The sequence below is a fragment of the Methanobrevibacter sp. genome, assembly GCF_045611865.1.
Lineage (GTDB): Archaea > Methanobacteriota > Methanobacteria > Methanobacteriales > Methanobacteriaceae > Methanocatella.
In genome coordinates, this window is the sequence record NZ_JAZKXX010000009.1 from 1 (window position 1) to 26382 (window position 26382).

The 26382-nt window shown below is 30.8% G+C and carries 19 protein-coding genes and 1 tRNA gene; 4 read left to right on the plus strand and 16 right to left on the minus strand.

Going from position 1 to position 26382, the window contains the following annotated elements; translation table 11 throughout:
- A partial coding sequence (locus ACKI32_RS00675; RefSeq protein ID WP_407412754.1) for a DUF4013 domain-containing protein occupies positions 1-532 on the plus strand: 532 nt, incomplete at its 5' end.
- Positions 533-948: 416 nt separating this feature from the next.
- Here the strand turns inward: ACKI32_RS00675 and ACKI32_RS00680 are convergent.
- A complete protein-coding gene (locus ACKI32_RS00680; protein ID WP_407412755.1) occupies positions 949-1404 on the minus strand; it encodes a DUF308 domain-containing protein in 456 nt (151 codons plus the stop codon).
- Between the two features lie 217 nt (positions 1405-1621).
- Entirely contained in the window at positions 1622-2941 is a 1320-nt protein-coding gene (locus ACKI32_RS00685) for a hypothetical protein (protein ID WP_407412756.1), read from the minus strand.
- A gap of 175 nt (positions 2942-3116) precedes the next feature.
- Between ACKI32_RS00685 and ACKI32_RS00690 the strand changes: the two genes are divergently transcribed.
- Positions 3117-3920, plus strand: a complete 804-nt coding sequence (locus ACKI32_RS00690; protein ID WP_407412757.1) for a DUF4013 domain-containing protein — start codon at positions 3117-3119, stop codon at positions 3918-3920.
- 421 nt (positions 3921-4341) lie between these two features.
- Here ACKI32_RS00690 and ACKI32_RS00695 read toward each other — a convergent pair whose 3' ends face one another.
- The 13 genes from ACKI32_RS00695 to ACKI32_RS00755 all read right to left on the minus strand — a co-directional run bounded on the left by ACKI32_RS00695 (position 4342) and on the right by ACKI32_RS00755 (position 19384).
- The gene (locus ACKI32_RS00695) at positions 4342-6303 is read right to left on the minus strand and encodes a phage holin family protein (RefSeq protein WP_407412758.1); all 1962 of its coding nucleotides are present in this window, start codon (positions 6301-6303) and stop codon (positions 4342-4344) included.
- Between the two features lie 35 nt (positions 6304-6338).
- Positions 6339-7037, minus strand: coding sequence for a hypothetical protein (locus ACKI32_RS00700; protein ID WP_407412759.1), 699 nt, complete (start codon positions 7035-7037; stop codon positions 6339-6341).
- Between the two features lie 262 nt (positions 7038-7299).
- The gene (locus ACKI32_RS00705; protein ID WP_407412760.1) at positions 7300-8823 is read right to left on the minus strand and encodes an MFS transporter; all 1524 of its coding nucleotides are present in this window, start codon (positions 8821-8823) and stop codon (positions 7300-7302) included.
- A gap of 507 nt (positions 8824-9330) precedes the next feature.
- On the minus strand, positions 9331-10680 hold the full coding sequence (gene cysS, locus ACKI32_RS00710) for a cysteine--tRNA ligase (protein WP_407412761.1): 1350 nt from the start codon (positions 10678-10680) through the stop codon (positions 9331-9333).
- Between the two features lie 42 nt (positions 10681-10722).
- Positions 10723-10794 (minus strand) — tRNA-Cys (locus ACKI32_RS00715).
- Between the two features lie 69 nt (positions 10795-10863).
- Positions 10864-11244 (minus strand): transcriptional regulator, encoded by a 381-nt coding sequence (locus tag ACKI32_RS00720; RefSeq protein ID WP_407412762.1) that lies wholly within the window; start codon positions 11242-11244, stop codon positions 10864-10866.
- 12 nt (positions 11245-11256) lie between these two features.
- Positions 11257-11964: a serine O-acetyltransferase gene (gene cysE / locus ACKI32_RS00725; RefSeq protein WP_407412763.1), complete on the minus strand. Its 708-nt coding sequence runs from the start codon at positions 11962-11964 to the stop codon at positions 11257-11259.
- A gap of 58 nt (positions 11965-12022) precedes the next feature.
- Positions 12023-12970 carry a cysteine synthase A gene (cysK, locus tag ACKI32_RS00730; protein ID WP_407412764.1) on the minus strand — a complete coding sequence of 316 codons (948 nt, stop codon included), beginning with the start codon at positions 12968-12970 and terminating at the stop codon, positions 12023-12025.
- 132 nt (positions 12971-13102) lie between these two features.
- On the minus strand, positions 13103-13732 hold the full coding sequence (gene nth, locus ACKI32_RS00735; protein ID WP_407412765.1) for an endonuclease III domain-containing protein: 630 nt from the start codon (positions 13730-13732) through the stop codon (positions 13103-13105).
- Positions 13725-15047, minus strand: coding sequence for a 3-phosphoshikimate 1-carboxyvinyltransferase (gene aroA / locus ACKI32_RS00740; RefSeq protein ID WP_407412766.1), 1323 nt, complete (start codon positions 15045-15047; stop codon positions 13725-13727). The genes nth and aroA overlap by 8 nt, the downstream gene beginning before the upstream one ends.
- Positions 15048-15175: 128 nt before the next feature.
- Positions 15176-17311 carry a GH3 auxin-responsive promoter family protein gene (locus tag ACKI32_RS00745; protein ID WP_407412767.1) on the minus strand — a complete coding sequence of 712 codons (2136 nt, stop codon included), beginning with the start codon at positions 17309-17311 and terminating at the stop codon, positions 15176-15178.
- 15 nt (positions 17312-17326) lie between these two features.
- Positions 17327-17623 carry an STAS domain-containing protein gene (locus tag ACKI32_RS00750; protein WP_407412768.1) on the minus strand — a complete coding sequence of 99 codons (297 nt, stop codon included), beginning with the start codon at positions 17621-17623 and terminating at the stop codon, positions 17327-17329.
- A 12-nt stretch (positions 17624-17635) separates the two neighbouring features.
- Positions 17636-19384 (minus strand): MATE family efflux transporter, encoded by a 1749-nt coding sequence (locus ACKI32_RS00755; protein WP_407412769.1) that lies wholly within the window; start codon positions 19382-19384, stop codon positions 17636-17638.
- A 260-nt stretch (positions 19385-19644) separates the two neighbouring features.
- On the opposite strand from ACKI32_RS00755, the gene ACKI32_RS00760 reads away from it, so the two are divergent.
- The gene (locus ACKI32_RS00760; protein WP_407412770.1) at positions 19645-21582 is read left to right on the plus strand and encodes a SpoIIE family protein phosphatase; all 1938 of its coding nucleotides are present in this window, start codon (positions 19645-19647) and stop codon (positions 21580-21582) included.
- Positions 21572-23434, plus strand: a complete 1863-nt coding sequence (locus ACKI32_RS00765; RefSeq protein ID WP_407412771.1) for a PP2C family protein-serine/threonine phosphatase — start codon at positions 21572-21574, stop codon at positions 23432-23434. The genes ACKI32_RS00760 and ACKI32_RS00765 overlap by 11 nt, the downstream gene beginning before the upstream one ends.
- 113 nt (positions 23435-23547) lie before the next feature.
- On the opposite strand, the gene ACKI32_RS00770 is transcribed toward ACKI32_RS00765, so the two are convergent.
- Positions 23548-26262, minus strand: a complete 2715-nt coding sequence (locus ACKI32_RS00770; RefSeq protein ID WP_407412772.1) for a valine--tRNA ligase — start codon at positions 26260-26262, stop codon at positions 23548-23550.
- Positions 26263-26382: the final 120 nt, after the last annotated feature.

Here is a 26382-nt window from a genome sequence, read left to right on the forward strand (position 1 = left end):
CCTTGGTTTTAGTAAGATAATTATCACAATATTCTACTATATAGTTCCGATATTAGTCATTCTATTTTTAGCATTAATTACAAATGTTTTTGGCTACCTTTGGGATATTATTCAGGCCATACTTTTACAGGCCCCATCTATTCTTATGGGGGAGGCTACTGTTGCAGATGCAATATATATGTACTCATTCCCGTTATTTGTTTCTATAGCCATTACATTTTCCGCAGGCATGATGGTATTTTTAATCTTTTCATTCTTCCAGGCAATGTCCGAAGCAAGATTAGCACATACCGGAAGTTTGAAAAAAGCTTTAAATCTTTATGCAGCAGCAAAAGACATAACAAGAATTGGTATAGGTAAGTTACTCTTATTATCCCTATTAATTTTTGTGATTGTCATGTGTATTGAATTTGTTTTAACATTAATTTTCGATCATTTAGTAATGTTATCAATTCTTAATATTATAATAGTACCATACATAGCATTATTTACTTATAGAGCTCTTGGACTATTATATTCAGAGATAGTTTAAGTTTTTAAACTATTATCTCTTTTTTTATTTTTTTATTTCATTGCCCTTGTTCACTCATCATCTACCATTAAAACTAGCCTAAACAAATATGAAGATAAACAATAAAAAGCGTGTCAGAAAACTCATGGTTTGCTTCTGAACTATCAATATTATTGATTGCCTATTTAATAAAATAACACCAAGAGTCTTTTGGAACCAATTTACCTAAATCCATACATATAGTCTGATTAATAAAATTATATCTTAAAACCATAAATAAAAACAACATAAAGTTCAATATTCCTAATACTATACTGTGATTAACAGTGCATAAAATTAAATGAAAAATAAGTAAAAAAAAAAATTAAAATTAGTGAGTTCATGTCTCACCATCAAATTTTAAAAAAAATAAAAGCAATCAAAAGATTGCTTAATTTTTATTCTAAGATATATAATCTAACACCTTGAACGATTAGGGCTACACCTATAAGAATTGCAGCAAAAAGTGGGTTAGTTATTGAGAATCCACCAAGGGCAAATGATATAATACCCAAAATTATAATCAATATTGAAGCAATTTTTGATACGCCTTCTCCTGCAAATATGCCCGCAATACCTAATAGAATTAGTAAAATACCTATTATATAGAATTGTAATCCTAAAAGGAATGATAATGCATCAATGTTGAATATGAATAATAAACCAAATATAATAGCTAGGATTCCAATAATAACATTTAATGCTGAAAATTTAATTAGTATTGATGCTATACCTAAGAATACTAAACTTATTCCAATCAAGATGGACACTAGTCCAGAACTAAAAATAGGGCAAATTATAAAAATTAATCCTAAAATTATTGATAATATTCCGGACACTTTATTAGATTCCATATTTTTTCCTCCCAATTTTGTTATGCTCACTTTTTCAAGTGAAAGATATGAAAATTCAAAAAGCAACAGCTTTTTACATATAAATATCTTTTATATACTATTTAATATTTTTTATAAAATAATCTTAAACTACATTTCCTTCAACAGTCGTTTTAGTCATGTTTCTGTTTGTATCCTTGTTGCACAATAATATAAAAAAAAAGGAATAAGATGAAAATTATCTTATTCTGTTGTAAACAAGTGCTCCAATTACAATAATCACAAATGAGATTATTATAATTCCTGCATTTTCAATAACATTAATCAAATAACTGCCAATTGATTTTAATAAGTCTAAAATCGCTTGAATTAAGGACATGATTTGATTTAAAATGAAACCTATTAAGCTAAATAGCCATCCTAAAAGTTGCTGTATAAATGAAATTAATGCGGAGATAAGTCCAGCAATAAAATTTAATAGGGATCCAATCAAGTTTAAAAGCTGTTGAATAGCAGTCAATAGAACACCCAATAATTTTAAAATTCCCTCAAGTTCTTTCCATACTGATTCAAGCATCTTTATAAGTTGTCCAAGAGCATCCATCAAAGACTGAATTTCCATCATATAGCCTTCAAACAGATTTGCCAATTCTTCCAGAGCATTGGTAATCATTAGAAAATCATTTATTAATGTGTCGATAATAGGTTTCCAGGAGTCATAGAGTCCATTAACAAGGAAAGCCAAATAATCATATAAATTCTTTAGGAATGTGGCATTTGTTTCATTATCGATTTGCTGAGTTATATTTGTAATGTTGGTTGTATTGGTAACGTTTGTTGTATTAAGATTTGTTGTATTTGTTACATTAGTTAAATTATTGGTTTGATTTATATCTTTTTCATCATCATTGATGGTTTTAAATGATACTTTATATGCGAAATAATTTGATTCATTACCAGATACAGATTTTAAAACTTCAAAATCAAAAACAGCTTCAGTATGGTCGTGTATTTTAACGACTTCATGGTCACTTACTTTTTCGTGTGAGGCCGCAACCGCTTCACCCACCTTGGTATTTGAGGATCCAGTTTTTACAAAATCTGCCATTATTTTTCCAATCTGACCTGTTGAATCCTGTTTATAGCATTCGATTATTGCCAACTTTAGCGTATTCGAATTGCTGACCTTTGATGTAGAGACACGTTTGAATTCATCTCCTGAACTTGCAGGGGATTTTGAATAATCAAGAATAAATCCTCTAAAACCATCGCTAAATTTAATATCATTTCCATTTCCTTTAGCTAAAATATATTTCTTTTTGGATTTATCATCAGTTTTGTTTTTATCTGTTGTCTTGTTCTTGTCAGTTGTTTTATTTTTATCGACTTTTTTGTCTTTATCGATTGTTTTATTTTTATCTACTGTTTTATTATCGATTGTTTTGTCATGATCTGCAACATTGTTATCATCATGTAGAGTATTGTCTGCAACAACAATGCTTAAAAAGCAAAAGGAAATTAATATAACAAGAATCAATGTAACTATTTTTTTGTTCATATTATGCCTCTTTATTAATGATTTATATTAATCATATATATTAAGATTATGGCAATTTCGTTGATTGTAAACAACCGAACGTTTTTGTTAATTAGCTAGTTGTTACATACTTTAAATTTTAAATACTATTATCTAAAAATATATATCTGTCAAACAGTTAAATTATGTGATAAATATGAATCTACGTGAAATTATAATGGACTCTATTAAATATCCTATTAGCGATACTCGAAAATTTTTAATATTCTGTGTTTTAATTATTCTAATGAACTTATCAACAATTCTTCCATCCTATGGCTTTAATAATAACACTTTAACCATCATTTTAAGTCTTGTGACTTTAATCGTATCATTTGTAGTTTTAGGGTACTCAGTTGAAGTCATTAAAGGTGGAACTGAAGGCGATGATACACTTCCTGATTTTGATTATGTAAAACAATTTGTAATTGGTATTAAAGCATTGATTTTAGAGATAATCTATTTCATTATACCTTTAATCATTGTTCTAATTGTCGCTTCCGCAAGCGGACTGTTTTCATCATTCACTAAAATCATATATGCCAGTGCTGATGCTATAGCTAATGATGCGAGCAATTTGACCATGATAACATCAGCAATTCCCCAATCAACAATGAACACATTCACCAATGCATTAACCGTTACTTTAATTGTTGCAATTATCTTATTTATCATATTTTCATTGATGTCATTTACAGGACTTGTCAGATTTGCAAAATCCGGAAGCGGAACCGAAGGTCTAAGATTCAAAGAAATACTAAAAGACATGTCAAACGTCGGTTTTGTAAAAATTATAGTTACATTGATTGTAATCTATATAATTGCATTGGCTTTGGCAGTTGTCATCGGACTGATTGGATTGATTCCATATATTGGCGTTTTCATAGGCATGTTTGTCGGAGTGCCATTTATAATGTTGTTTTTATACAGAGCTATTGGTTTATTATATGCGGATGCATAACATTAAACCATTTTTTCTTTTTTTTATACTGCTATCAATATTTTTAGCTTAAATGTTGTCTAATAATCATATGTCAGTGAAACAATTACCAACACCATATTGATTTTAATGTTAATTAAAACAAAAAGTACCTAATAACTATGATTTTAATAAACCAACTTTCACATTAATGACAAGTTATTAAAAATTAATATTAATTTAAACTACCCATATACATTGACTTCATTAAAAGTAAGTTTTTAATTAAGAAATATCTGCCTTAATGTCAACCAAGTTTCAGTTTCATAGGGATAGTTAAAGATTAAAAATAGTAAAGAATAAGATATGGATTATATCAATTCCAATATCTTATTGCATGCTTCTAATTTTTGCAGGTATTTTATATGATGCAAATGTTAATTAATTTACAATCATGCAAAACTTATTTTTTTAATTCCGCTAAATTATCTTTTAATAATTTATAGATATTTTCTGCACCAATTATCTCATCATCACTAACATTCCAACTTGAAGGGTATAAAATGAATGGTTTGGATTGATCTCCACCGGCTCCACCATGGCTTCCAACCAATTCTTCAAAAGCGCATACCTCATCAGCTTCTTCATCATAAAAACTGTTAACTAGAATGTCAGGAGTGTGTTCAAATGAACTGGTTCTTTTTAAATGTCTTACAATATTGTCACCAAATCCTTTAAGAGGATTTTCACCTTCAATTTCACCACTGTCAAGGAAGTAAGTTCCATTTTTTCCAATAGCTAAATCACCATGTTCTTGGGATTTAACTAAAATAAAACCGACATATTCATTGTTTATGAGACCTGGTATCAATTCAGGGAAAAAGTTGTTAAGTTCCTCGTAGGTTAATCTTTGACTCCATTGTGTCAAATAAATCATTGCAAGATTACCTGAAGCCAATACGATAACTTCATGATCACTTAATTCTTGTTGTTCTTTTTCTTCTTTTTTTATTTTTTTCTTGTCTCTTGAAAATGGTGAAGATCCTGCAAAGTGGTCTTCATCTGAATTCAGTTTTGCAAATATAGACATGTCTTCAGGAAGTAATGATTTGACAAAGTCTTCAAATGTTTCACCATATCTCTGGGTGAATGTAGCACCATTTGTTTGACCATGATCTGATTGAATGACAAACTGATATTCCCTAGGGCAATATTTATTCGCATCAGTTAAATGTTTGATTTGTTTATCCATTTCTCTTAAGGCAAACCATGCATCATTATCTCTAACTCCGGAATGGTGCGCTATTTCATCATAACCCAAGTATGTTGAGTATGCAACATCAACATCTCCAACCATCATGTCTCCGATTAATGTGGAAGTATTAATTTCTCTCATAAATACATTTGTAGCTGCTCTTGTTGGAATGTAGACTATTCCACGTTTTATTCTTGGCCTAATGTTTTTTACTGAATGGACGATTTGTGACCAGATTTCACGTATAATGTCTGCAAGAAACAAAGCAATTATACGTGCAAAATTGCTGGGATTAGAAAATACTGAATACCATGCTTTATTGTATAACTTTTTAAAGTCCATTATTTTACTAAATGTGAATATTACATTATCAGTATCTCCTGAGAATAAATTTGATCTGCTTGCTCCATTATCCACAAGCAATCCATTTCCATCTGAAATTCTCTGTTCTAATTCTGGCACTTTACTAATTCCAGAACATTGCATCATCTGATTACCATTGCTTTTTTCAATCCATCTGAATGCAACGATACCCTCATTATTTCCATGAAGGATTCCCGCTTGGCTTGCACCGGTTTGGGAAGACAAGTCAGTTTCCCACATTCTCAGATTGTAATCGTTACTGTCAATCATTGCTTTAATGTTAGGCATGTCTCCTCTTTCGACTGCTTCACATAAAACTTCATAAGCAAGTCCATCAATTTCAACAATTATTACACCAGGATAATCTTTAATCTCATTTTTTCTTCTCTTTTGCGCATCTCTTAAAACAGACCGGTAATATGAACTGTCATCATCAATTGTTATCAATGATGACAATATAGTTGTAACGGCCGCCATAGCCAATGGGGCGAGAATCATTGCAGCACCTTTAATTTCTATATCAAATAATGGTGCGAAAATCTGAAGTAATAGCCCGTTCAATATTAATGTACCTACACCAAAGGTTAAAACTAAAAAAGGCATTGCAATTCTTGTTAAAAGAGGCCAGAGTACTGCATTAATTATACTGATAAATATTACTAAAAGTATTATGTCATCAAGATAGTTAGCTTCCACTCCCAAACCTAAAAAACATATCAAATATATTCCTAGGACATTTCCAATAAATACTATTAAACTTCTTTTTAAGTTTCTTTTTGGGGTTTGTTTTTCATTAGTAATTTCCATAGTAATCGCCAGTTCCTTATTTTTTCAAATTTCAATTATATAGGTAATTTTTCAGTGATTTCTTCTACTGTAGTTTTAGCATCGTCTAAATTAACTCCTGTTTTTTCTTCAACTGTGGATTTAACCTCACTTAAATCACTATTGTTTGTATAATCATTTGCTAGAGACTGTAAATCTCCAGTTATGTTTTCTACATTGGACAGGGTTATGTCTAAATCATTGCCTGGATAAACATTTTTGTACTCTACTGATTTGGCCATGTGAATTGCCATGTCCTTGTCGTTGCAACAGATTAAAATATTGTCGTGAGTAGTTTCATTAGATAATGGTATGCAATAGAATTTGCCGATGTAATTTACTTTAATTATATCAAATATATGGATTTCCAATAATTCATCAGCATTTATTACATAACCTGTAAATCCATCAAAATCTTGTTTTTCCCCGGATTTTATCAAGTCAACCAGTGTATTAAAGCCTAGTTCCGTTACTTTGATAATATTGTCATCCTCATGGCTGTTATATGTAACTAATATTCCATTGTCCCAATTCCAAATTTTGGCACTTTCAACTTCACCATTATAGTTGGTTTGATTGGCTGGAACTTCTATGCTTGTCCCATTTGGTGTTATCTCAATTCGTTCATAGTTTACTGAGGTTAACATTACAAAAATAACCCCCACTACAATGATAAATAATATTATTCCAGTAATAATAATTTTTTTATTATCCATAGATTACACATTTAATGAATTAAATATTTTCTAGAACCCTCATTTAGTTGATTTTATAAAATGACTATTGCAATCATGATAAAACAACTATATGTTAATTAAAGATTGTGTTTTATAATATAAATAATTTAAATTTAAAAAAATATTATTATTAATTATCAGTTCTTTAACAAATATTGACAGTGACTGAAAAAAATTAGAAAACATTTAAAAGAAAAAGAAAAAACAAGAAATAAAAAAAAAGTAAATGAGAGATGAACTCTCATTGTTTTTTGACCTTTTTATCCTGCAGCCGCAATGTCAGGATAAAGACAATACCCATCAGGATGGCCGTTACCTGCATTACGAATGCCATGGAATCCTGGATAATGATATCTATGATATCCACAACAGTACTGTTCAATTGAGCATCGTTTACAGTATCTACAGATTGGAAACTATTATATACTTCTAACTGGAATGTTTCATTTCCGGAATAGTCTGGAGCATAGACATCAACTGCATGAGAAATACCACCTAATACTCCAAGAATTAGGATAATACCGATAATTGCTGTACCCATTGATTCACCTAATGACTGACCTGTTGAAGTAAGACCTGATGCGTTATTTTGACCTTCAGGAGGAATATTGAGTAATGCAACATCCACACTTAAAGCCATTGCAAAACCAAGCCCTGCTCCCATTATAAACATTCCTGGCATTAAATCCATCATTGTTGTATTCATTTTAAATTGATAGCTTAACAATAGACATCCAATGATTGCTATTATACATCCTATTGCCATGAGTTTCTTGTGACCCATTTTTGCAGATAAACTTGGAGCTAACACTGCAAAAATAAGCAGACCCACAGTCAACGGAAGTGTGGTCAAACCAGTATTGAATGCATTTAACTGCAATACACTTTGCAAGAACAGGGAAACTGCAAACAATGCACCTCCCATTGAAAGATAAGCCAATAACATAACTGTGGTACCCACACGTAAATTTCTATCTTTTAATAGTTCAACATCAAACAACGGCACTTTGCCATTCCTTTTTCTTCTGAGTTCAAACCATGCAAATCCTGCTAAGGCAATCAAGCCCACAATTATTACAATTATACTAGAGCTGAAATCTTTAGTAAGTGATAAAATACCGAGCACTAACAAAACAAGACCTATAAATGAAATTACAGCACCCGTAGTGTCCAAATCGCTTCTAGATTCAGTAGGTGCGAAATCAGGTATTTTACCCTGCAATACTAAAATAATAATAACAATTATTAATTCACATGCAAATCCATATCTCCAACTTAAAAATGTTGTCATGACCCCACCGAAAAGTGGACCGATAGCAGCTGCAATCGCACCCATAACACCAACGATTGCCAAAGCAACTGTACGTCTTTCTCCAGAATATGTTCCACTGATAATTGAAACAGTTGCAGGCAACATTAATGCTCCAGCAACACCTTCAATTACAGCCCATCCGATAAATAAGATTGTAGAATTCCAACTTATTGCTGCAGTCAATGTACCGACACCATAAAGGGCAGTACCGATTAAGAACAGTTTCTTTTTACCGACTATGTCCTGAAGCTTGGCACTGAGCAACATGAATGCGGCAGTGATGAGAGTATAAAACGACATGGTCGCTTGAATGGTGCTCACATCAGTATGCAAATCAGCAACAACCTGAGAAATACTTACATTCATGAATGTAGCGTCCAAAGCTATAATAAAGGAAGCCAAAGCCACTATTATTAGTGGAAGCCAAGACTGTTCCTTAATTGTTTCATTCATATTTATTATCCTCCAAATTAATTGAAATTTTAATTATAGCAACATGACTAACTTCTGTCACATCTTAGATATATTAAATAATTTATATCTTACTTTTAATTTCTCTTTTTGTTGTAATATATAGTTTTTGCATTGTTAACAAACACTTTCTGTTTTATTTCTCTTTTCACATATTTTAAGTTAACCATTATTTATTTATCTCAATTATTTTAATTTCATCCACAATATTTTAATTTTAATCATTCCTATCCATTTTTCTTTAATAACTGCTAAGTTTAATATCATAAACTACTATAAAGAGTATTTATTCACTAATCAAAAAGTATAACTCAAAAAAACATGAAAAAAATACTTTAAATCAATATATCTATAAAAAGACATGAAAATAACTATTAACAAGTAAACCCTAACTGTAATAGTCATCAACTTAAAAAAAAGTTCAGTTAAAAAATAAAAATCCTCCTTCTCTAGAGGATGTTAAAACAAAAAAAAGAGGAGAAAATTCTCCTAATCATTTATCTCATAACCTAAATATTGTAGATTATCTCTGATTTTATCAGATAAATCATATTGTTTATTTGCTCTTAATTCAGATCTTACTTCTGAAATTAATTCAAGTAAATCATCACTTCCAGCATTTACTTCTTCAATTTCAAAACTAACTCCAAAAATATGTGAAGCATCATCTAAAAATGCTTTAATAGCTATTTTATCTTCATCTGATAAATCATCCACCTCATTTTTAGAATCATTGATTAATCCAAATATTGCTGCAATAGCTTTTGGAGTATTAAAATCATCATCCATACTATCAAAGAACTCTTTCTTCCATTTGGATAATACCTCATAATCTGAATTGAATTCTTCACTAACTTCCACATCTAAAAGTTCATAGTATTTTCTGATTCTATCCAAACTTTTTTCGGATTGGTGAAGTGAATCCTTAGAAAAGTCAATCGGACTTCTGTAATGGGTTGATAAAACAAAGAATCTAAAAGTTTCAGCTTCATAATCTTTAAGTAAATCACGAATTGTAATGAAATTATTTAAAGATTTTGACATCTTTTCTCCATTTACATTTAAAAATCCAGTATGCAACCAGAATTTAACCATTGGAGCTTTGCCTGAAACCGCTTCCATTTGAGTGATTTCTGCTTCGTGGTGTGGGAAAATCAAATCAAGTCCTCCACCATGAGCATCATATTGTGGTCCAAAGTAGTATTCTGTAATTGCAGTGTCCTCAATATGCCATCCAGGCCTTCCATCTCCCCAAGGGGAATGCCATGTAGGTTCATCCACTCCAACACGTTTTTTCCAAAGCGCAAAGTCCTGTGGATTTTTCTTTGTGGTTTCTGCAATGTCTCTGTGAGATTCTAACTCTTCAACATTTCTGTTTGAAAGTTTACCAAATTCAGGGAATTTATCGATTTCAAAATAAACCCCATCTTCAGTTTCATAAGCAAAACCCTTATCAATTAATCTTTGAATTTGGTCTAATATTTCATCGACATGATCAGTTGCTCTTGCAAATAAATTAACACCTGTGACATTTAATTTGGTCATGTCTTCAATGTATCTTTTTTCGAATTTCCTAGCTAACTCACTTGCGGGAATTCCACTCTCTTTAGACCTGTTAATGATTTTATCATCAATGTCAGTGATATTCTGGATATAGAATACTGCATATCCTTTATATTCCAAATATCTTTTAATTGTATCAAATGAAATGTAAGTCCTTCCATGCCCAATATGAGCATCATCATAAACAGTAGGACCGCAAACAAATAAGTTAACACGATTTTTATTAATAGTTTCAAAAGTCTGTTTACTACGAGTTAATGTTGAATAAACGTCCATAAAAAATAACCTCGCAAAAAAAGTAATTATAATCTAAAGTAAAGGCAAGTGAGGGATTTGAACCCCCGTATTATGGTCTGCAGCCACACACCTAAGCCACTCGGTAAACTTGCCATTAAAATAACAGTATAATAAACTATTAGTATATAATAGTTTAAATACTTTACTATAAATTACAATATTTTAGCATTTACTTGCTTCAGAACCCAAACAAGATTGACAATCTTCACCAAGTTCAGACTTGTCAATATTAAGTTGATTTAAAACATCAGCAGTCTCAACATGCTTACAAATAGCACATGTTCTTCCAATTAATTGAGCCTTTGTGGCTTTTCCTTCAGCCAATTCTTTAGCAAAGTCTTTGACCATTTTCCTAACATTATCATCAAGCTTAATTCCACTACCACGTTTATCAGTAATATACTGAGATACTGCTGGTTGGGTAATGTCCATAAGTTCTGAAACATCTTTTTGTCTCATGCCCAAATTTAAAAGTTCTTTAGCTAATTCTGATCTAATGGCCGGTATTACATACCAAACTACGATTTCACAAGGTGGTTTCATAAAAAATCCCTTCTATTTTTTAAACAAATCCTCTAAATCTTCTTGTTCGTCTCTAATATCATCGGCAAAACAAATTTCATGTTTTTCGAATAATATTTTAAAGCGCTCATCATTTTCTTTGAGGTGCTCTTCAAGAGTCCTAATTGCATCGGCAACAGGGTCTGGAAGTTTACCATGATCAAGGTCAACTTCTTTGTGAGAAACACCTTTACGTTTAACAATACGTCCAGGAACTCCCACACATGTTGATTCAGGAGGAACATCTTTAAGCACAACAGCACCAGTACCAATTTTGGAATATTCACCGATTGTTATATTCCCCATTACTTTAGCACCTGCACCTATAATAACTCCTCTTTCAACAGTCGGATGTCTTTTGGTTTTTTCTGTACTGGTTCCTCCAAGGATTACTCCTTGATAAATCAATACATCATCACCTACAATTGCAGTTTCACCAACAACAACACCCATACCATGATCAATAAATACTCTTTTACCGAATGTTGCACCAGGGTGAATTTCAATACCCGTGAGGAATCTGGCTAAATTGGAATTCATACGTGCTAAGAGTTTTAAAGAGTGATTCCAAAGCCAATGACTGACTCTGTGGAATAATAAAGCATAAAACCCCGGATAACATAGAAAAATCTCTAATGTTGACCTTGCTGCAGGGTCTTTCTCTTTTATAGCTTTAATTTCACTCCTTAAATTATCAAACATGATATACCCCAAAGTATTACAATTAAAATATTATAACATATGGTATATATAATTATTCTTATTCAAATAACCAATCTACTGAAAGATATCTTTCACCATTATCAGGTAAGATAGCTATTATTCTTTTACCTTTGTTTTCTTCTTTTTTAGCTAAATCAAGAGCAGCCCAAGTTGCTGCACCAGATGATATACCTGAAAATATACCTTCTTTTTTAGCAAGTGCAAGTAAAGTATCCCCAGCATCTTTATTTTCAACGGGAATAATTTCATCGATTACACTATCATCATAAATTGATGGAACGAAACCTGCACCAATACCTTGGATTTTGTGAGGTCCTTTTTCACCTTTTCCTAAAGTTTGAGAGTCTTTTGGTTCAACTGCAACAATTTTAACATCTGGAATTTCTTGTTTTAAGATTTTACCTATTCCAGTAATTGTTCCACCGGTACCTACACCACCAACTACAATATCAACTTTACCTTCAGTATCTCTTAAAATTTCTTGAGCAGTAGTTTCAGCGTGGATTTTTACGTTTGCAGGGTTGTCAAACTGACCTAAGATAATAGAACCTTCTGTTTCTTCATTTAATTCTTTAGCTTTTGCAATAGCTCCACCCATTCCATCTGCACCAGGAGTTAAAACAATTTCAGCACCTAAAACACTTACGAATTTCCTTCTTTCAATAGACATGGTTTCAGGCATGGTGATAATTAATTTATAACCTTTTGCTGCTGCTGCAAATGCAAGACCAATACCAGTGTTTCCACTTGTTGGTTCAATGATTGTAGCACCCGGTTTGAGTAAACCTTTTTCTTCTGCATCCTCAATCATTGCAACTGCAACACGGTCCTTTACACTACCTGTTGGGTTGAATGATTCAACCTTTACATCTACTTCTGCTTCTAAGTCTTTTGTTAAATTATTTAATCTTACGATTGGAGTATTTCCGATAGCATCAGTAATGCTTTCCAATACTCCTCTTTTTAATTCTGGAATATTTGCCATAATTTTTTCTCCTTATTATTAATTTATTTATAACGACATATTTAAAAGGGGTTAGATTCAAGTTAGTATAACATCTGTTATAATAACTATTGTTATATAACATTGTTTTAGTTTATAAAGGTTTTGGTAAAACTAAATATTTTCTGAAAAATAGTCACAAATTTCTGTGCATGGGCATATCTCACACTGAGGAGACATAGGTTTACAAATATTTTGACCAAATTGGACCATCAAATCGTTTAATTTAATCCACAAATCTTTAGGAGCAATTTTACATAATTCAACTTCTGTATCTTCAGGATTTTTTGTATTTACTAATCCCAAACGATTGGAAATTCTATGAACATGAGTATCAACAGGAATAGCTGGAAGCTCAAAAGCAAAAACCATGACACAATTTGCTGTTTTTCTACCTACACCTGGAAGCTTGACCATTTCTTCAACTGTGTTTGGGACTTCACCGCCATATTGGTCAATTAAAATTTGTGAAACTTCCTGAATTCTAGCCGCCTTAACATTGTAAAAGCCCGCAGGCCGGATTAATTCCTTGACATCATCAATTGGAGCATCAACAACCGCATAAATATCAGGATATTTATCAAATAAATTATTAGTAGCTTGATCAGTGTTTTCATCACGAGTTCTTTGAGATAAAATAGTTCTAATCAATACCTTATACGGATCATGGTCTAAAAATGTTCTAATCTCAAAAATACTTTCCAAATCTTCAATTAACTGAATTACCCTTTCTTCCTTATTCATTTTCTAACTCCAATTCAAATCCTAATTCTGCCATTGCTTCAATGAAATTCGGGAAAGAAACATCAAACACTTCCCCGTTTGTAATCTTGATGTCATGTTTAAGACCAATTAAAGAAAATGCCATAGCTAATCTGTGGTCTCCATGTGAATCTACAACACCAGAAGTTACTCCTCCAGTTATGCTCATCCCATCTTCAAATTCTTCCAATTCACAGCCCAATTTTTCTAATTCACGACAGGTGGTGTCAATCCTATCTGTTTCCTTAACTCTTGCATGAGCGACACCTGTGATGTTGGTTGTACCTTTAGCCATTGCGGCCAGCACTGCAACAGTAATTAATAAATCGGGAGCATTTGACAAATCAACATCAATAGCTTTCAGGTTTCCATCAGAGCCTATTTCAACATAGTCATCCCCACGGATGATTGTAGCACCCATTTTCTGGAGTATGTCCAAAATTACCTTATCACCCTGTTTTGAATTTCTAAACAAGTTTTTGATTTTGGCCTTTCCACCATTAATAGCTATTAATGCCAAAAGGTAAGATGCTGAAGAGTAATCTCCCTCGACAGTATAATTACAGGCAACATAATCCTGTTTTGTAATTTTAAATTCGTCAATTCTGCAACTTTGAACTTCCTTATCGCAGTTATCATGTTTTAGGTAATAACCTTTAAGAGACTTTACACCAAATTTCCTCATGATATCCAATGTCATATTCACATAAGGCCTTGATTTAAATTCAGGTAAAACATACAATGTTACACCCTCTTTTGACAAAGGTGATGAAATTAAAATTGATGATATGAACTGTGAACTAACATTTCCATAAATGTTAGTCTCACCCCCTTCATAACCCGGTTCTATTAATATTGGTGCTTTTTCATTATCATTTAAAGATTTTGTATTTATTCCCAAAGGTTTTAAAGCATTCATTAACAGTCCCATTGGTCTTGTCTTTAAAGAGTCATCACCAGTCAATGTAACCTCATTATCACTTAACGCTGAAACGGAAGCCATTAATCTCAATGTTGTTCCAGAATTAGCCAAATCAATTGGAGTTTTTGATGAATTATGTAATTTTCCACCAGTTCCAACAACTTCTAGATACTCATCAGTTTGATTAATTTGAGCCCCTAAAGCTTTACAAACCCTAATTGAAGCTAATGTGTCTTCAGAATACAACATATCATATAGTTTTGAAGTACCTTTAGCTAGAGATGCAAGAATTACAGCTCTGTGTGAATAGCTTTTAGATGGTGGTGCTTTAACAACCCCACCAATATTTGAAATATTTTTAACCTTAAGAATCATTTTATCATACCAAAAAGATATTAAACTTATGTTTTATGCCATGAATTCCATTATATAAACTTTTATTTCATTAATTTATTAAATTATTGGAGAATAATAAATTCGATCCTACAATGAATTTTGAACAACTAAAATATCTTTTCAATAGTTAGAGTATTTTGATTATTTTCATATTTATAATCGATTTTATCCACGTTTTTTCTAACTATTGTTAAACCTAATCCTCCAATCTCTCGTTGGTCCGCATCAAGAGACAAATCAGGAGTTTCTTTATTTAATGGATTAAATTTTACCCCATTATCTATAAAACTCATAATTATCCTTAAAGGATCTTCTAAAAGTTCATATTGAATTTTTATATTTCCTTCTTTTTCATATGCATAATTACAAATATTTACAAATAATTCTTCAATAATTAACTCCAATTGCAATTTTGATTTTGTTGAAATCCTTTCATTTTCAAGTAATTCTTCAATTTCCAATAAAAGTGAGTTTAAGTCATCTAAATTAGATTTTAAAATAATCTCATTCATATCTAATTCTTTAAATTCATTTAATTCGTCATCAATTAAAACATTGAAGAAATTAATATCCTGTTCATCAATTAAGATTCTAGGGGGTTTAACTTGAGCCGGAGAAATTCCCCTAGCAACTTTCAACTCCTTATAGAAAAGATAAGTTTCAGGTTGTAATAAATGAAGTTCTGTTTTGCCAAGTAACCCCTTATCAATTTTATTGCATAAAACCGGATCAGTTGCACAGAAATTCTCATCCAATTTTTCCTGAATGATTTCTCTTGTCACACCTCTAGGTAAATCCTCAACTTCCATTAAATAAACGTATTTCATAGGAAAAGATTCAGAATCTGCATAAACAGAAAAATCTATTAAATCAAACCCAAAATTCTTTTCAGTTTTATATGCTGCCTCCCTTAAGTTTTCTTCATTAACCTTCTCACCGGTTAAACATAAACATTGGTCTAGCCTATATAAAAATTCAATTATTGGTGTGTCATTATACCTTCCAATGCAACGAACAACATCTTTTATCCTGTAACGATAAAATCCGGACAGGTTTGTTGTAATGATTTCATATTCTTTTCCTTCTTCTAACTTATCCATAGTCACGATTTTACTGTAGTCACCATCCGCTTCCAATGGTAAAAATTCATAAAACATGCTGTCAGGTATAAGAATTGCATCAAAATTGTTCAATTCAGTGAAAAGTGAAAATATGCCCTCAGATGCAGTTAATCCTAATAATGCAAAATTAAAGTCAGACCCTGTGAAATCTTTTATTTTTTCAAGATAACTCGCAAACCCTCCAGATCCACATCCTATAAGAAGCAACATCCTTGGCCATATTTTAGGAACAATAGGCTCATCAAAACCTTGCTTGAATATTTTTCTAAGTTCTTCCGCTCTTTCGGGCATCGGTTCAATCTTTTCAAGCAGACTTTCACGAACTTCATCAGACATTTTTATGGATTCATCAATTGTACCATTTTCAATATCATTAACCAACAGTTCCCAATTGCCTTTAATGAATCGTAAAACTTCTAAAAACAAACTAACAAAACTGGTTATTGTAAATGAAATATCTGGATTGACTAATGCGAAACGTGCATTTATATAACGAATATTTGTTCCAATATCGGGCATTAAGGCTTCAATTGGAGATGTTGTAAATTCACATATCTTATCACCAAAACCAGCCATTAGTTTACCTGAAATAGACCCATAAGTATCGCCAGAAGGCAATGTAGATATGGAAAGTTCAGTTAAATTTAAAAATGGATATTTAATCCAGTCAATACCTACTTTTTCAGCAAACAAATTAAATAGATAAGCATAATTATATTTTAAATTAAGTTCTTGATTAAGAGAAGAGGTAGGTATCCTTTTAGGATTTCCCATTGTTCCTGATGATTTTGCATAATGAATTATTTCATAGGAGGTTAATAGATTCTTTTCTCCATTTTCGGTCATTCTATAAATATACTCCGCATAATTATCATAATCTGTTATAGGGACCTTATTTTGATATTCTTCAATGCTTTTTATATTTGCAAAATCATATTTCTGACCATACTCTGTTTCTTTGTTATCCTCAAGAATTTTCATCAATAAATCTTTATTATATTTCATAGGATTCCTTGTCATGACATCTAATGATTCACGAACTTTAACACCCTGTGAAATACATTTTAAATAAAATTGTTCCGAAAGGGACAATTTAGAAATATCGATATTGCTAATATCCATTATCCAACCTCAGAATTATTCGATTGTCAATATATCTACAAATCCTGTTGATTCAAATACTTCCATAACAATATCTTGAACATTGGTTACCTTCATAGATCCCTGTTTATTCATTGTTTTTTGAGTAGATAATATTATTCTAAGCCCTGCACTTGAAATATAGATTAATTCAGATAAATCAAAAGTTAACTCTTCAACATCATTTAAACTATCTTTTAGTTCTTCTTTGAGTTCAGGAGCGCTTTTTGTATCTAATCTACCTATCACTTTTATGTCTAATTTTTTTCCGTCTTTTTGCTTTACTATATCCATAAATTCACCAATTTAATTTTTAGGAATGATAATCTTGTTGTTATTTAATTTAAGATTATTATTGTAATCAATATCCTGTGAAAAGTTTTTGACAATCTTAATTTCATAAAATTCTTTTTTATTCCAGTAATCTTCTTCAATGTCAAAAGGAACTCCATTGTCCTGGAAATAAATAATAACTTCATCAGTATTTTTATAAAGAATTCTAATATTTAAATATTTATTTTTATTAGATTTATAGGCATGGGTAAAAATAGCAGTACCCATTTCCTCAAGGATTAATTGTATTTTCAATTTTGTTTTATTATCTAAATCATTACCCTTCAATTTTTCATCAATATTCTCAACAATGTCCATTAGCTCTTCTTCCGATTCAACACATACCATATAAGTGTCTTCAGATGGAAATTCATTTTTATCTACGATGACAAAATCACTTAACGATTTAGGGAATTTTTTAGTTTTCAATTTAATTAAGAAAGGTATGCTAAGCAATGTAACAATTTCACACAAAATAAAACTTATCCAAATACCATCCCCACCAATCAGAAATGAAAATATGGCTGCAAATGCTGACAGGAATAGGAAACTATGGGCAAAACTTATATAATTGGCAATTTTCAGCTGTTGTGTTGCATTATAAAAATTTAATAAAATAAAACACAACCCAGAAAACGGTAGCGACCATGCGAATATTCTAAGGCCCCTTATTGCTGTGCCATACACTTCAGGATTATCCCCAAATATATAAACAAAATAAGGAGCAAAAATAAACAAGATTATTGAAATAATAGAAATTAGGACTAAAGCATACCTAATTGATATTTCCAATAATTGCTCCAAATGTGTTTTATCATTTTCACCATAAAAAACTCCACCTAATGCCATGGTAGTTGATCCGATTCCAACACCTAACCCACATAACAATGTATAAACATTAGCTTGTACAGAAAGGGCGCCTAAAAATATTACTCCACCAACCATTGCCCCCAGATTATTTGTAATTATTGTACGAAGCATATTATAGACCTGATTTAAAGCAGTTGGAAGACCTGATTTAATAATTTGGGACAATTCCATCTTAAATTCTAAATTCTTTTGAAATTTATATGAACTTTTTTTTGAAAGAAAATGACCTAATAAGAATAATACTGTAATTAAAGCACTTAATGCGGTTGCAAGTCCAATTCCAAAAATACCTGTTTTCAATATTAATACAAATACCAAATCCAAAATCAGATTTAATAAAAACAATATTAAACCAGCATAAAGACCTAATGATGGATATCCATCAATTCTTGAATAATTTACAAAAATATAAAAAAACATTGTTGGCAAAATTCCTAAAAACAATCCTTTCATTAATGATACTGTTGCATTAAATGATTCGCCAGAAGCTCCGCATATCTGAGCAACAGTTGATGAAAAGAATAATAATAAAACAGTTAATATTATTCCAACAATAGCTGCAACAATACATGTCACTGAAAAGTTGTTATTTACCCTTTTTTCATCAGCCATATTGTTAGATGCAACTATAGAACCTCCATATGAGAAAATATAGCCTATTGCCAAATTAGCATAAATAATCGGCATTGCCAAACCGAATGCTGCAAGACCAAGCTTTCCAAAAAAATTACCAATAATTATTCCGTTTAGAATAACTGTTAGAATAGTACATACAACAGCAACTACCGTTCCGAATAAATAGTTTTTAAAAAAGGAATTTAATAATTTATTATCGTTACTTAATAAATTCATAATTTTACCAACTGAAGATATACACTATTAATTCTAAATTTTTAAAGATATATAAATATATCCATGAACCTAAATTTCCAATTTAATCATGACCTCTGTAATTTAGTGCAAAAAAAGAACAGAGTTGAAAATTTTTTAAAAGAATTGGCAAAAAGATTAAATTTGCAAATAAAATTTAAAATTGTTCTATAAAATACTAACATTTTTGAAAAGTAAATCAAAAAAGATTATATATACCGATATAATAAAGATAATATCTGATGGTTTCCTCAAAGATTAAAAAATTGTTTACTGATAAAAAGTTTATTTTCATTTTCACATTTGTTGTGGAATTGATATTTAACTACCTTTTTGAGGTTCAACATATCGGTGGATATTTCATATATGCCGATATAGCTCTTGGTCCAATATTCGGTTTAATGTTTGGTCCAACAGGAGCTTTGGGTTTTGCATTTGCAACATTAACGGGAGAACTAATTGAAGGAATTAGCCTACCCGCTCCTTTAATCGATTTTACAATTACATATTTTATTTCAGTATTGACATATAGATTATGGTATACTACATTTAATAGGAATAAAAATGATTCTCCTAGATTTAATTCAACTTATAATATTATTAAATTTTTATCCATAACAATATTAATTTCAATTGTGTACTTTTCATTTTTAGTCATTTCCTTTTCACTTTTCCATAATCTAAGTTATTCCTATTCCATTTCGGATGTTGACTTTAATGTACCATACATGTTGAATATTATTACGTTTACCATAATATTCGGATTATTGCTTATTAGCTCTTTTAATATTCTTAAAATACCTTTACAAACTCCTAAAAAGAGAATTTCAAAAATTAATATTAATCAGAAATATCTTTTAGCAGTGCTTTTAATATGTGTAGGTTATTTCCTGTTTAAAGAATTTATTATGAATATTAAATCTGTAAGGTATTTCTTCTTCTTTGTTACAATAGTTACTTCAATACTGTTATACATTAATACTTTCGATGTGACAGTTGAACCAACAAAGGACAATTATTCAATTATTGAGGAAATGATATTGATTTTCTTAATTATTATTACTTTGACAATAGTATTGAACTTCAACTATTTCACCATGTTAATTCTATCATATGTTCCTGAAATGGATCCATCATATCAAATTTTAATTATTCTTTCATTCACATGCGTGTTTATCCTACTGGTTTCATTAATCTATATCAGATTCGTTGAAAGAACTATAACTAATCCACTTTATGAAATGATACATACTGCAGATAATTACTTTAAAACTAAAAATAAAGTTGAATCAGTTCATAAATTAAAAAAATACATAACAAATGATGATAGTGTTGGATTGTTAGTTAACTCATTTGTAACATTATATGATAAGATTAGAAATAATTTAAATCAACTCCAAATAACAACTTCTGAAAAAGAAAAATTTGAAACAGAATTTGATGTGGCAAGCCATATACAATCAAATATGTTGCCAAAAAATTTCGAAGAATTATCAAAAAATGAATCATTTGAAATATATGCTTATATGGAACCTGCAAGAGAAGTTGGAGGAGACTTTTATGATTATTTCAAAATCGATGAAGACAATGTATATTTTGTCATTGGCGATGTTAGTGGTAAAGGAATTCCATCAACATTATTCATGGTTAAAACAATGTATTTAATCGAAAATCATACAAAATTCGATGAAGATTTATCACAAGTGATTGAAAAAGTAAATAATTTAGCTTATGAACGAAATGACGAAGAATTATTTGTAACAACCTGGCTTGGAAAATTAAACTTAAAAACTGGAAAATTATCCTATGTAAATGCCGGGCACAACCAACCATTGATTAAACATGATACCGATGATTTTGAATACTTGGACACCCATCCAAATCTGGTCATTGGTGGAATGGAAGGAATCCACTATAACGAACATGAAATTGATTTAAATGCTGGAGATATGATATTTTTATATACTGATGGAGTTACTGAAGCAAATGATAATTATAATGGATTCTATGGTGAAAATCGTTTGAAAGAAATAATCAATGAAAATAAAAATAAAAAATTAAATGATATAATAAATGAAATTACCAAAGATATTAATAAATTTTGTAATAACAGCGAACAATTTGACGATACAACAATGCTAATTATAAAATATAATGGGTGGGTAGAAAATGAATATTAAAGAACTTTTCGAATCACCAAAATTTATTGTATTCTTCTCCATGGCACTAAATATAATCCTTATTTTAATTGGATACATATGGTTTGATCATAATTATATTCATTTAGAATTATCCGCTTTACTTTTATTAAGTCTATTATTAGGACCCTATTCAGTATTAGGATTTACCATAGCTGAACTTTTATATTGGATTTTAGTCTTAGATATGAGTAATGCTACAGTAATCATATTAAGTTTCTCATCCATCCTCGTATTAGGAATAATGCCTTGGAAATTATGGTATATGTTAAAGTCTAAAAGAGGCTTTGAAATACCTAACATGAACAGTTTTTACAGCTTTGCTAAGATAATAATTATTGTATTATTTATGATTTTGCAAACCTACATATTCTCTCATCAAATATTTGATGAAATTTTCGGCTTAAGCCTTGAAACTTATTACATGATTTTTATATTAGGATTAATCTTGCTAGTGTTAGGTATGGGGCTAGCTGGAAGATTTAATATTTCAGTATATGCTCCAAAGCAAATTAAAAAAATCATGCCTGACAGAATATATGATTTATCCTTCGTACTTGCAATAATTCTTTCAATAATAACCATAAATAATCCAAATTATACTAATTTATTTTTAATTTTAATATTGTTCGCAATATTTTTAATTAAACCACTTGATGAGGATGTATTTAAAATAAACAATACTCAAAAACTTACAATATTTTATAAAGCATTTGTTTCAATATTCATTATTTTAATAATAATCCCTACATTCCTGTTATTCTCATTAACAGCACTTGGAATTTATGAACATGGTATTGCATCTGAATTCCTAAATTACCTTGTTCTTTTAGCCAGGTTCTTCTTAGCCATTCTAATACCATTATCTATTTACATGTACTTTTTGGAAAAACAAGTTATAAACCCAATCGATCAATTATCTGCATATCTATATGAGGAAATAAATGATGATGTTGATTTTGATAATCTAGTTAATAACTTAAATTCAATTACCGTAAATAACGAAATAAGATCCCTATCCGAATCTTTGCTCGATATGAAAAAAGAATTTGTGGATTACAGTGCAAATTTGTTAGATGTGACTAAAGAAAAAGAAAGATATGAAACAGAACTCAAATTAGCTCATGAAATCCAATATTCAATGATTCCAACAGACTTTGAAAAATTCAATGCAAATAAAAATATTAGTCTTTGGGGATTTATGAAAGCAGCACATGATGTTGGCGGAGACTTCTATGATTACTTCAAAATAGATGATGAAAATATTGGATTTGTAATAGGTGACGTTAGTGGAAAAGGAGTGTCAACTACATTAATCATGATAAAAGCCATGACATTAATTAGAGATTATATTACATATTATTCAGATTTATCTTATGCTGCATATGAGGTTAATAACGAACTATGTAAAGATAACGTTAAAGAATTGTTTGTTGGTTGTTTGCTTGGAAAACTCAATACAAAAACTGGAAAATTCACTTATGTTAATGCAGGTCACAGAAAACCATTGATTAGACAAAATGATGGTAATTTTGAATTTATGAAGGATAAACCAGGTTTACTTTTAGCAGGAATGGAAAATATGCACTATGAAGAGCATACAATTCATATAAAACCTAATGATACATTATTCTTATATACAGATGGAGTTACATATGCAAACAATGGAAATGATATCTTTTATGGAGAAAGAAATCTGCAGAAAATATTAAATCAAAATAAGGATAATGAACTAAGTACTATTATAAAATCCATTGAAGAAGATATCAACAAATTCTGTGACAATAAAGAATTATCTGATGATATAGCAATGCTAATCTTAAAAATGGAATAATTAACACTTATTTCAACATACAATTAGTATACTTTTAATAAGGAAATAACTTAATTAAGCTTTAAAACTTTAATTAATATTGTTAATTTAAAAAAAGAAAATTTGAGAAGTAATTATCTAATTACTTCAACAATCATATCTAAGTTTTCAGATTGTAAGATATCTACTTTTTTACCAGATGCTCCAACAATCTCTTTTTTGATATTCAACATGTCTTCTGGAACTACAATTTCGCCAATTGCAAGTTCATGATTTTCTTCTAAAACCGCACCTATTTCATCAACATCAGTTGATTTTAAATAACCGATGATTTTACCAGCATCCCCTTTGAATGTCGGTCCGATTTGAGACATGTCCGGTTCGACTTCAATGATTTTTTCATGAACTTCAGGTTTTCCTGAGCTGATTGCCAAATTATTTATCTTTAAAGTACCCCTAATGTCATCTTCAAAGTCATTGAAGATTTCAACCAATGATTCATCGGAAGTGTAGACATTCACTTCAGCAAGTTCCGCATTTAAAGGTATTTTGGAAGCTGATTTGAATCTCCTTACTTCATCAATTAACTCAACAGTAGTTTCTCCTTTAACTTCCATTTCTTCACTGATTAATTCTTCATAAACTTCAGGCCATAAAGTAGTATGGATTGATTCATCTGAGAAGTATTGATAAACTTCTTCAGTAAAGAACGGAGCGATTGGAGCCAATAATTTTAAAGAAGTTTCAACAACTGTTCTTAAGGTGTATTTTGCAGCCCTTCTTGATTCATCTGAAACATCAGTGTATAATCTGTATTTTACGGCTTCAATATATTCATCACAGAAATCATGCCAGAAGAATCTTTCAATTGATGTAATTGTTTCTGCAAAGTTATAATCTGCAAATGCCTCATCAACAGTCTTATTTAGGTTGTTAAGTTTTGATAAAATCCACAAATCAATTGGACCTAAGTTATCTTTAACATCTTCATATGTAACCTCTTCATCAAAGATTTGCATACTAATAAATCTGAATGCATTCCAGAATTTTCTCAAGAATCTGTATCCATGTTTAATGTCTTTCCAATCAAATATTACATCAGATCCCGGAACACTGTTAGCCGCCCAAGTTCTTAATGAATCAGCACCGTATTTTTCAATAACCTCTTCTGGTCCAACAACGAATTCTGGTCTTGATTTAGACATTTTATTTCCATCTTCACCAAATACCATACCGTTAATTACTATATCATCAAATGGCTTTTGACCTGTTAAAGCAATACATCTCAAAGTGGTGTAAAATGCCCATGTACGGATAATGTCATGCCCTTGTGGACGGATATTTGATGGAAAATGATTTACATAATCTTCATCAGGCCATCCTGCAATGGATAACGGGGAAATTGAGGAATCCATCCAAGTGTCCAAGACATCTACTTCAGGTATGAACTCTTCACAACCACATTCACAAGCGTGTTTTGGTTTGTCAACGGTAGGATCAATCGGTAAGTCTTCAACATCAGGTAAGATTACAGCACCACAGTCTTTACAGTACCATACTGGAATTGGAGTTGCAAATATCCTTTGTCTTGAAATACACCAGTCCCATTCCATGGAATCTGCCCAGTTAACCATACGGGATTTCATGTGGTCAGGTACCCATCTCATCTCATCTGCTGCAACTTTAGTTTTTTCGATTAAATCTCTTACTGCTACAAACCATTGTTCTTTAAGAAGAATTTCAACGGGAGTTTTACATCTCCAACATTGGCCAACATTCTGGTCAACTTCTTCTTGTTTTAATAAGTAACCTTCACTATCTAAGTCTTCAATAGTTTGTTTTTTACAGGTTTGTAAGTCCATTCCTTCATATCTTCCAGCAGCACTTGTTAATATACCTGCATCATCCATAACATCAATGACTTCCAAATTATATTTTTGAACCCAACTTACGTCAGTTTTATCCCCAAATGTACAAATCATTACTGCACCTGTACCAAATTCAGGATCTACTTCTTCATCTGCAATGATTTTAACTTTTTGATGTGATAAAGGAACTTCAACATATTTTCCTAAAAGGTGAGTGTATCTTTCATCTTCAGGGTGAATTACAACTGCTACACAGGCAGACATTAATTCCGGACGAGTAGTTGCAATTAAAATACCTTCGCTTTTAGGGTCAGCCTGCTTACCGGATTCTTGTGATGATACAATATCATCATAGGAATCTTCGACAGCAGGAGGGAAATTTACATAGTTTAAAAATGTAGTATTATCTGAATATTCAACTTCTGCAAAAGCGATAGCTGTTTGACAACGAGGACACCAATTTACTGGATGTTTTCCTTGATAGATTAAACCATCCTCATACATTTTCAAAAATGAATATTGAGTTTTCCTCATGTACTCAGGAGTCATTGTTACAAACTCACGAGTCCAGTCTTGTGAATAACCCATCGCTTGCATTTGTGATTTCATTTTTGCAATGTTATCAGTAGTCAAATCAACACAATATTGCCTGAATTGTGTTCTTGAAACATCATTTTTCTTAATTCCATGAGTTTCTTCCACTTTTACTTCAGTTGGAAGACCATGACAATCCCATCCCTGTGTAAACAACACATCATTGCCTTTTTGTCTTCTGTATCTTGCATTCATATCAATGTAAACCCAATTTAATACATGTCCTAAGTGAATAGAACCAGTTGGGTATGGTGGGGGAGTATCAATAACATATCTAGGGCGAGATCCATCTCCAATGTATTTGTAGATGTTTTCATCTTCCCATTTTGCCTCCCATTCTTTTTCTTTTTTAAAATCATAGTCTTTAGGAATCTCTTTGTTTGACATATATTTTCTCCTAAAATAATTAAGTAAAAATAATATTATTAATTATGTTGGTTATTATTTAAAAAAGTAATTATGAAATAACAAAAAAATCCAATATTAAAATAGTTAAGTATATTATAT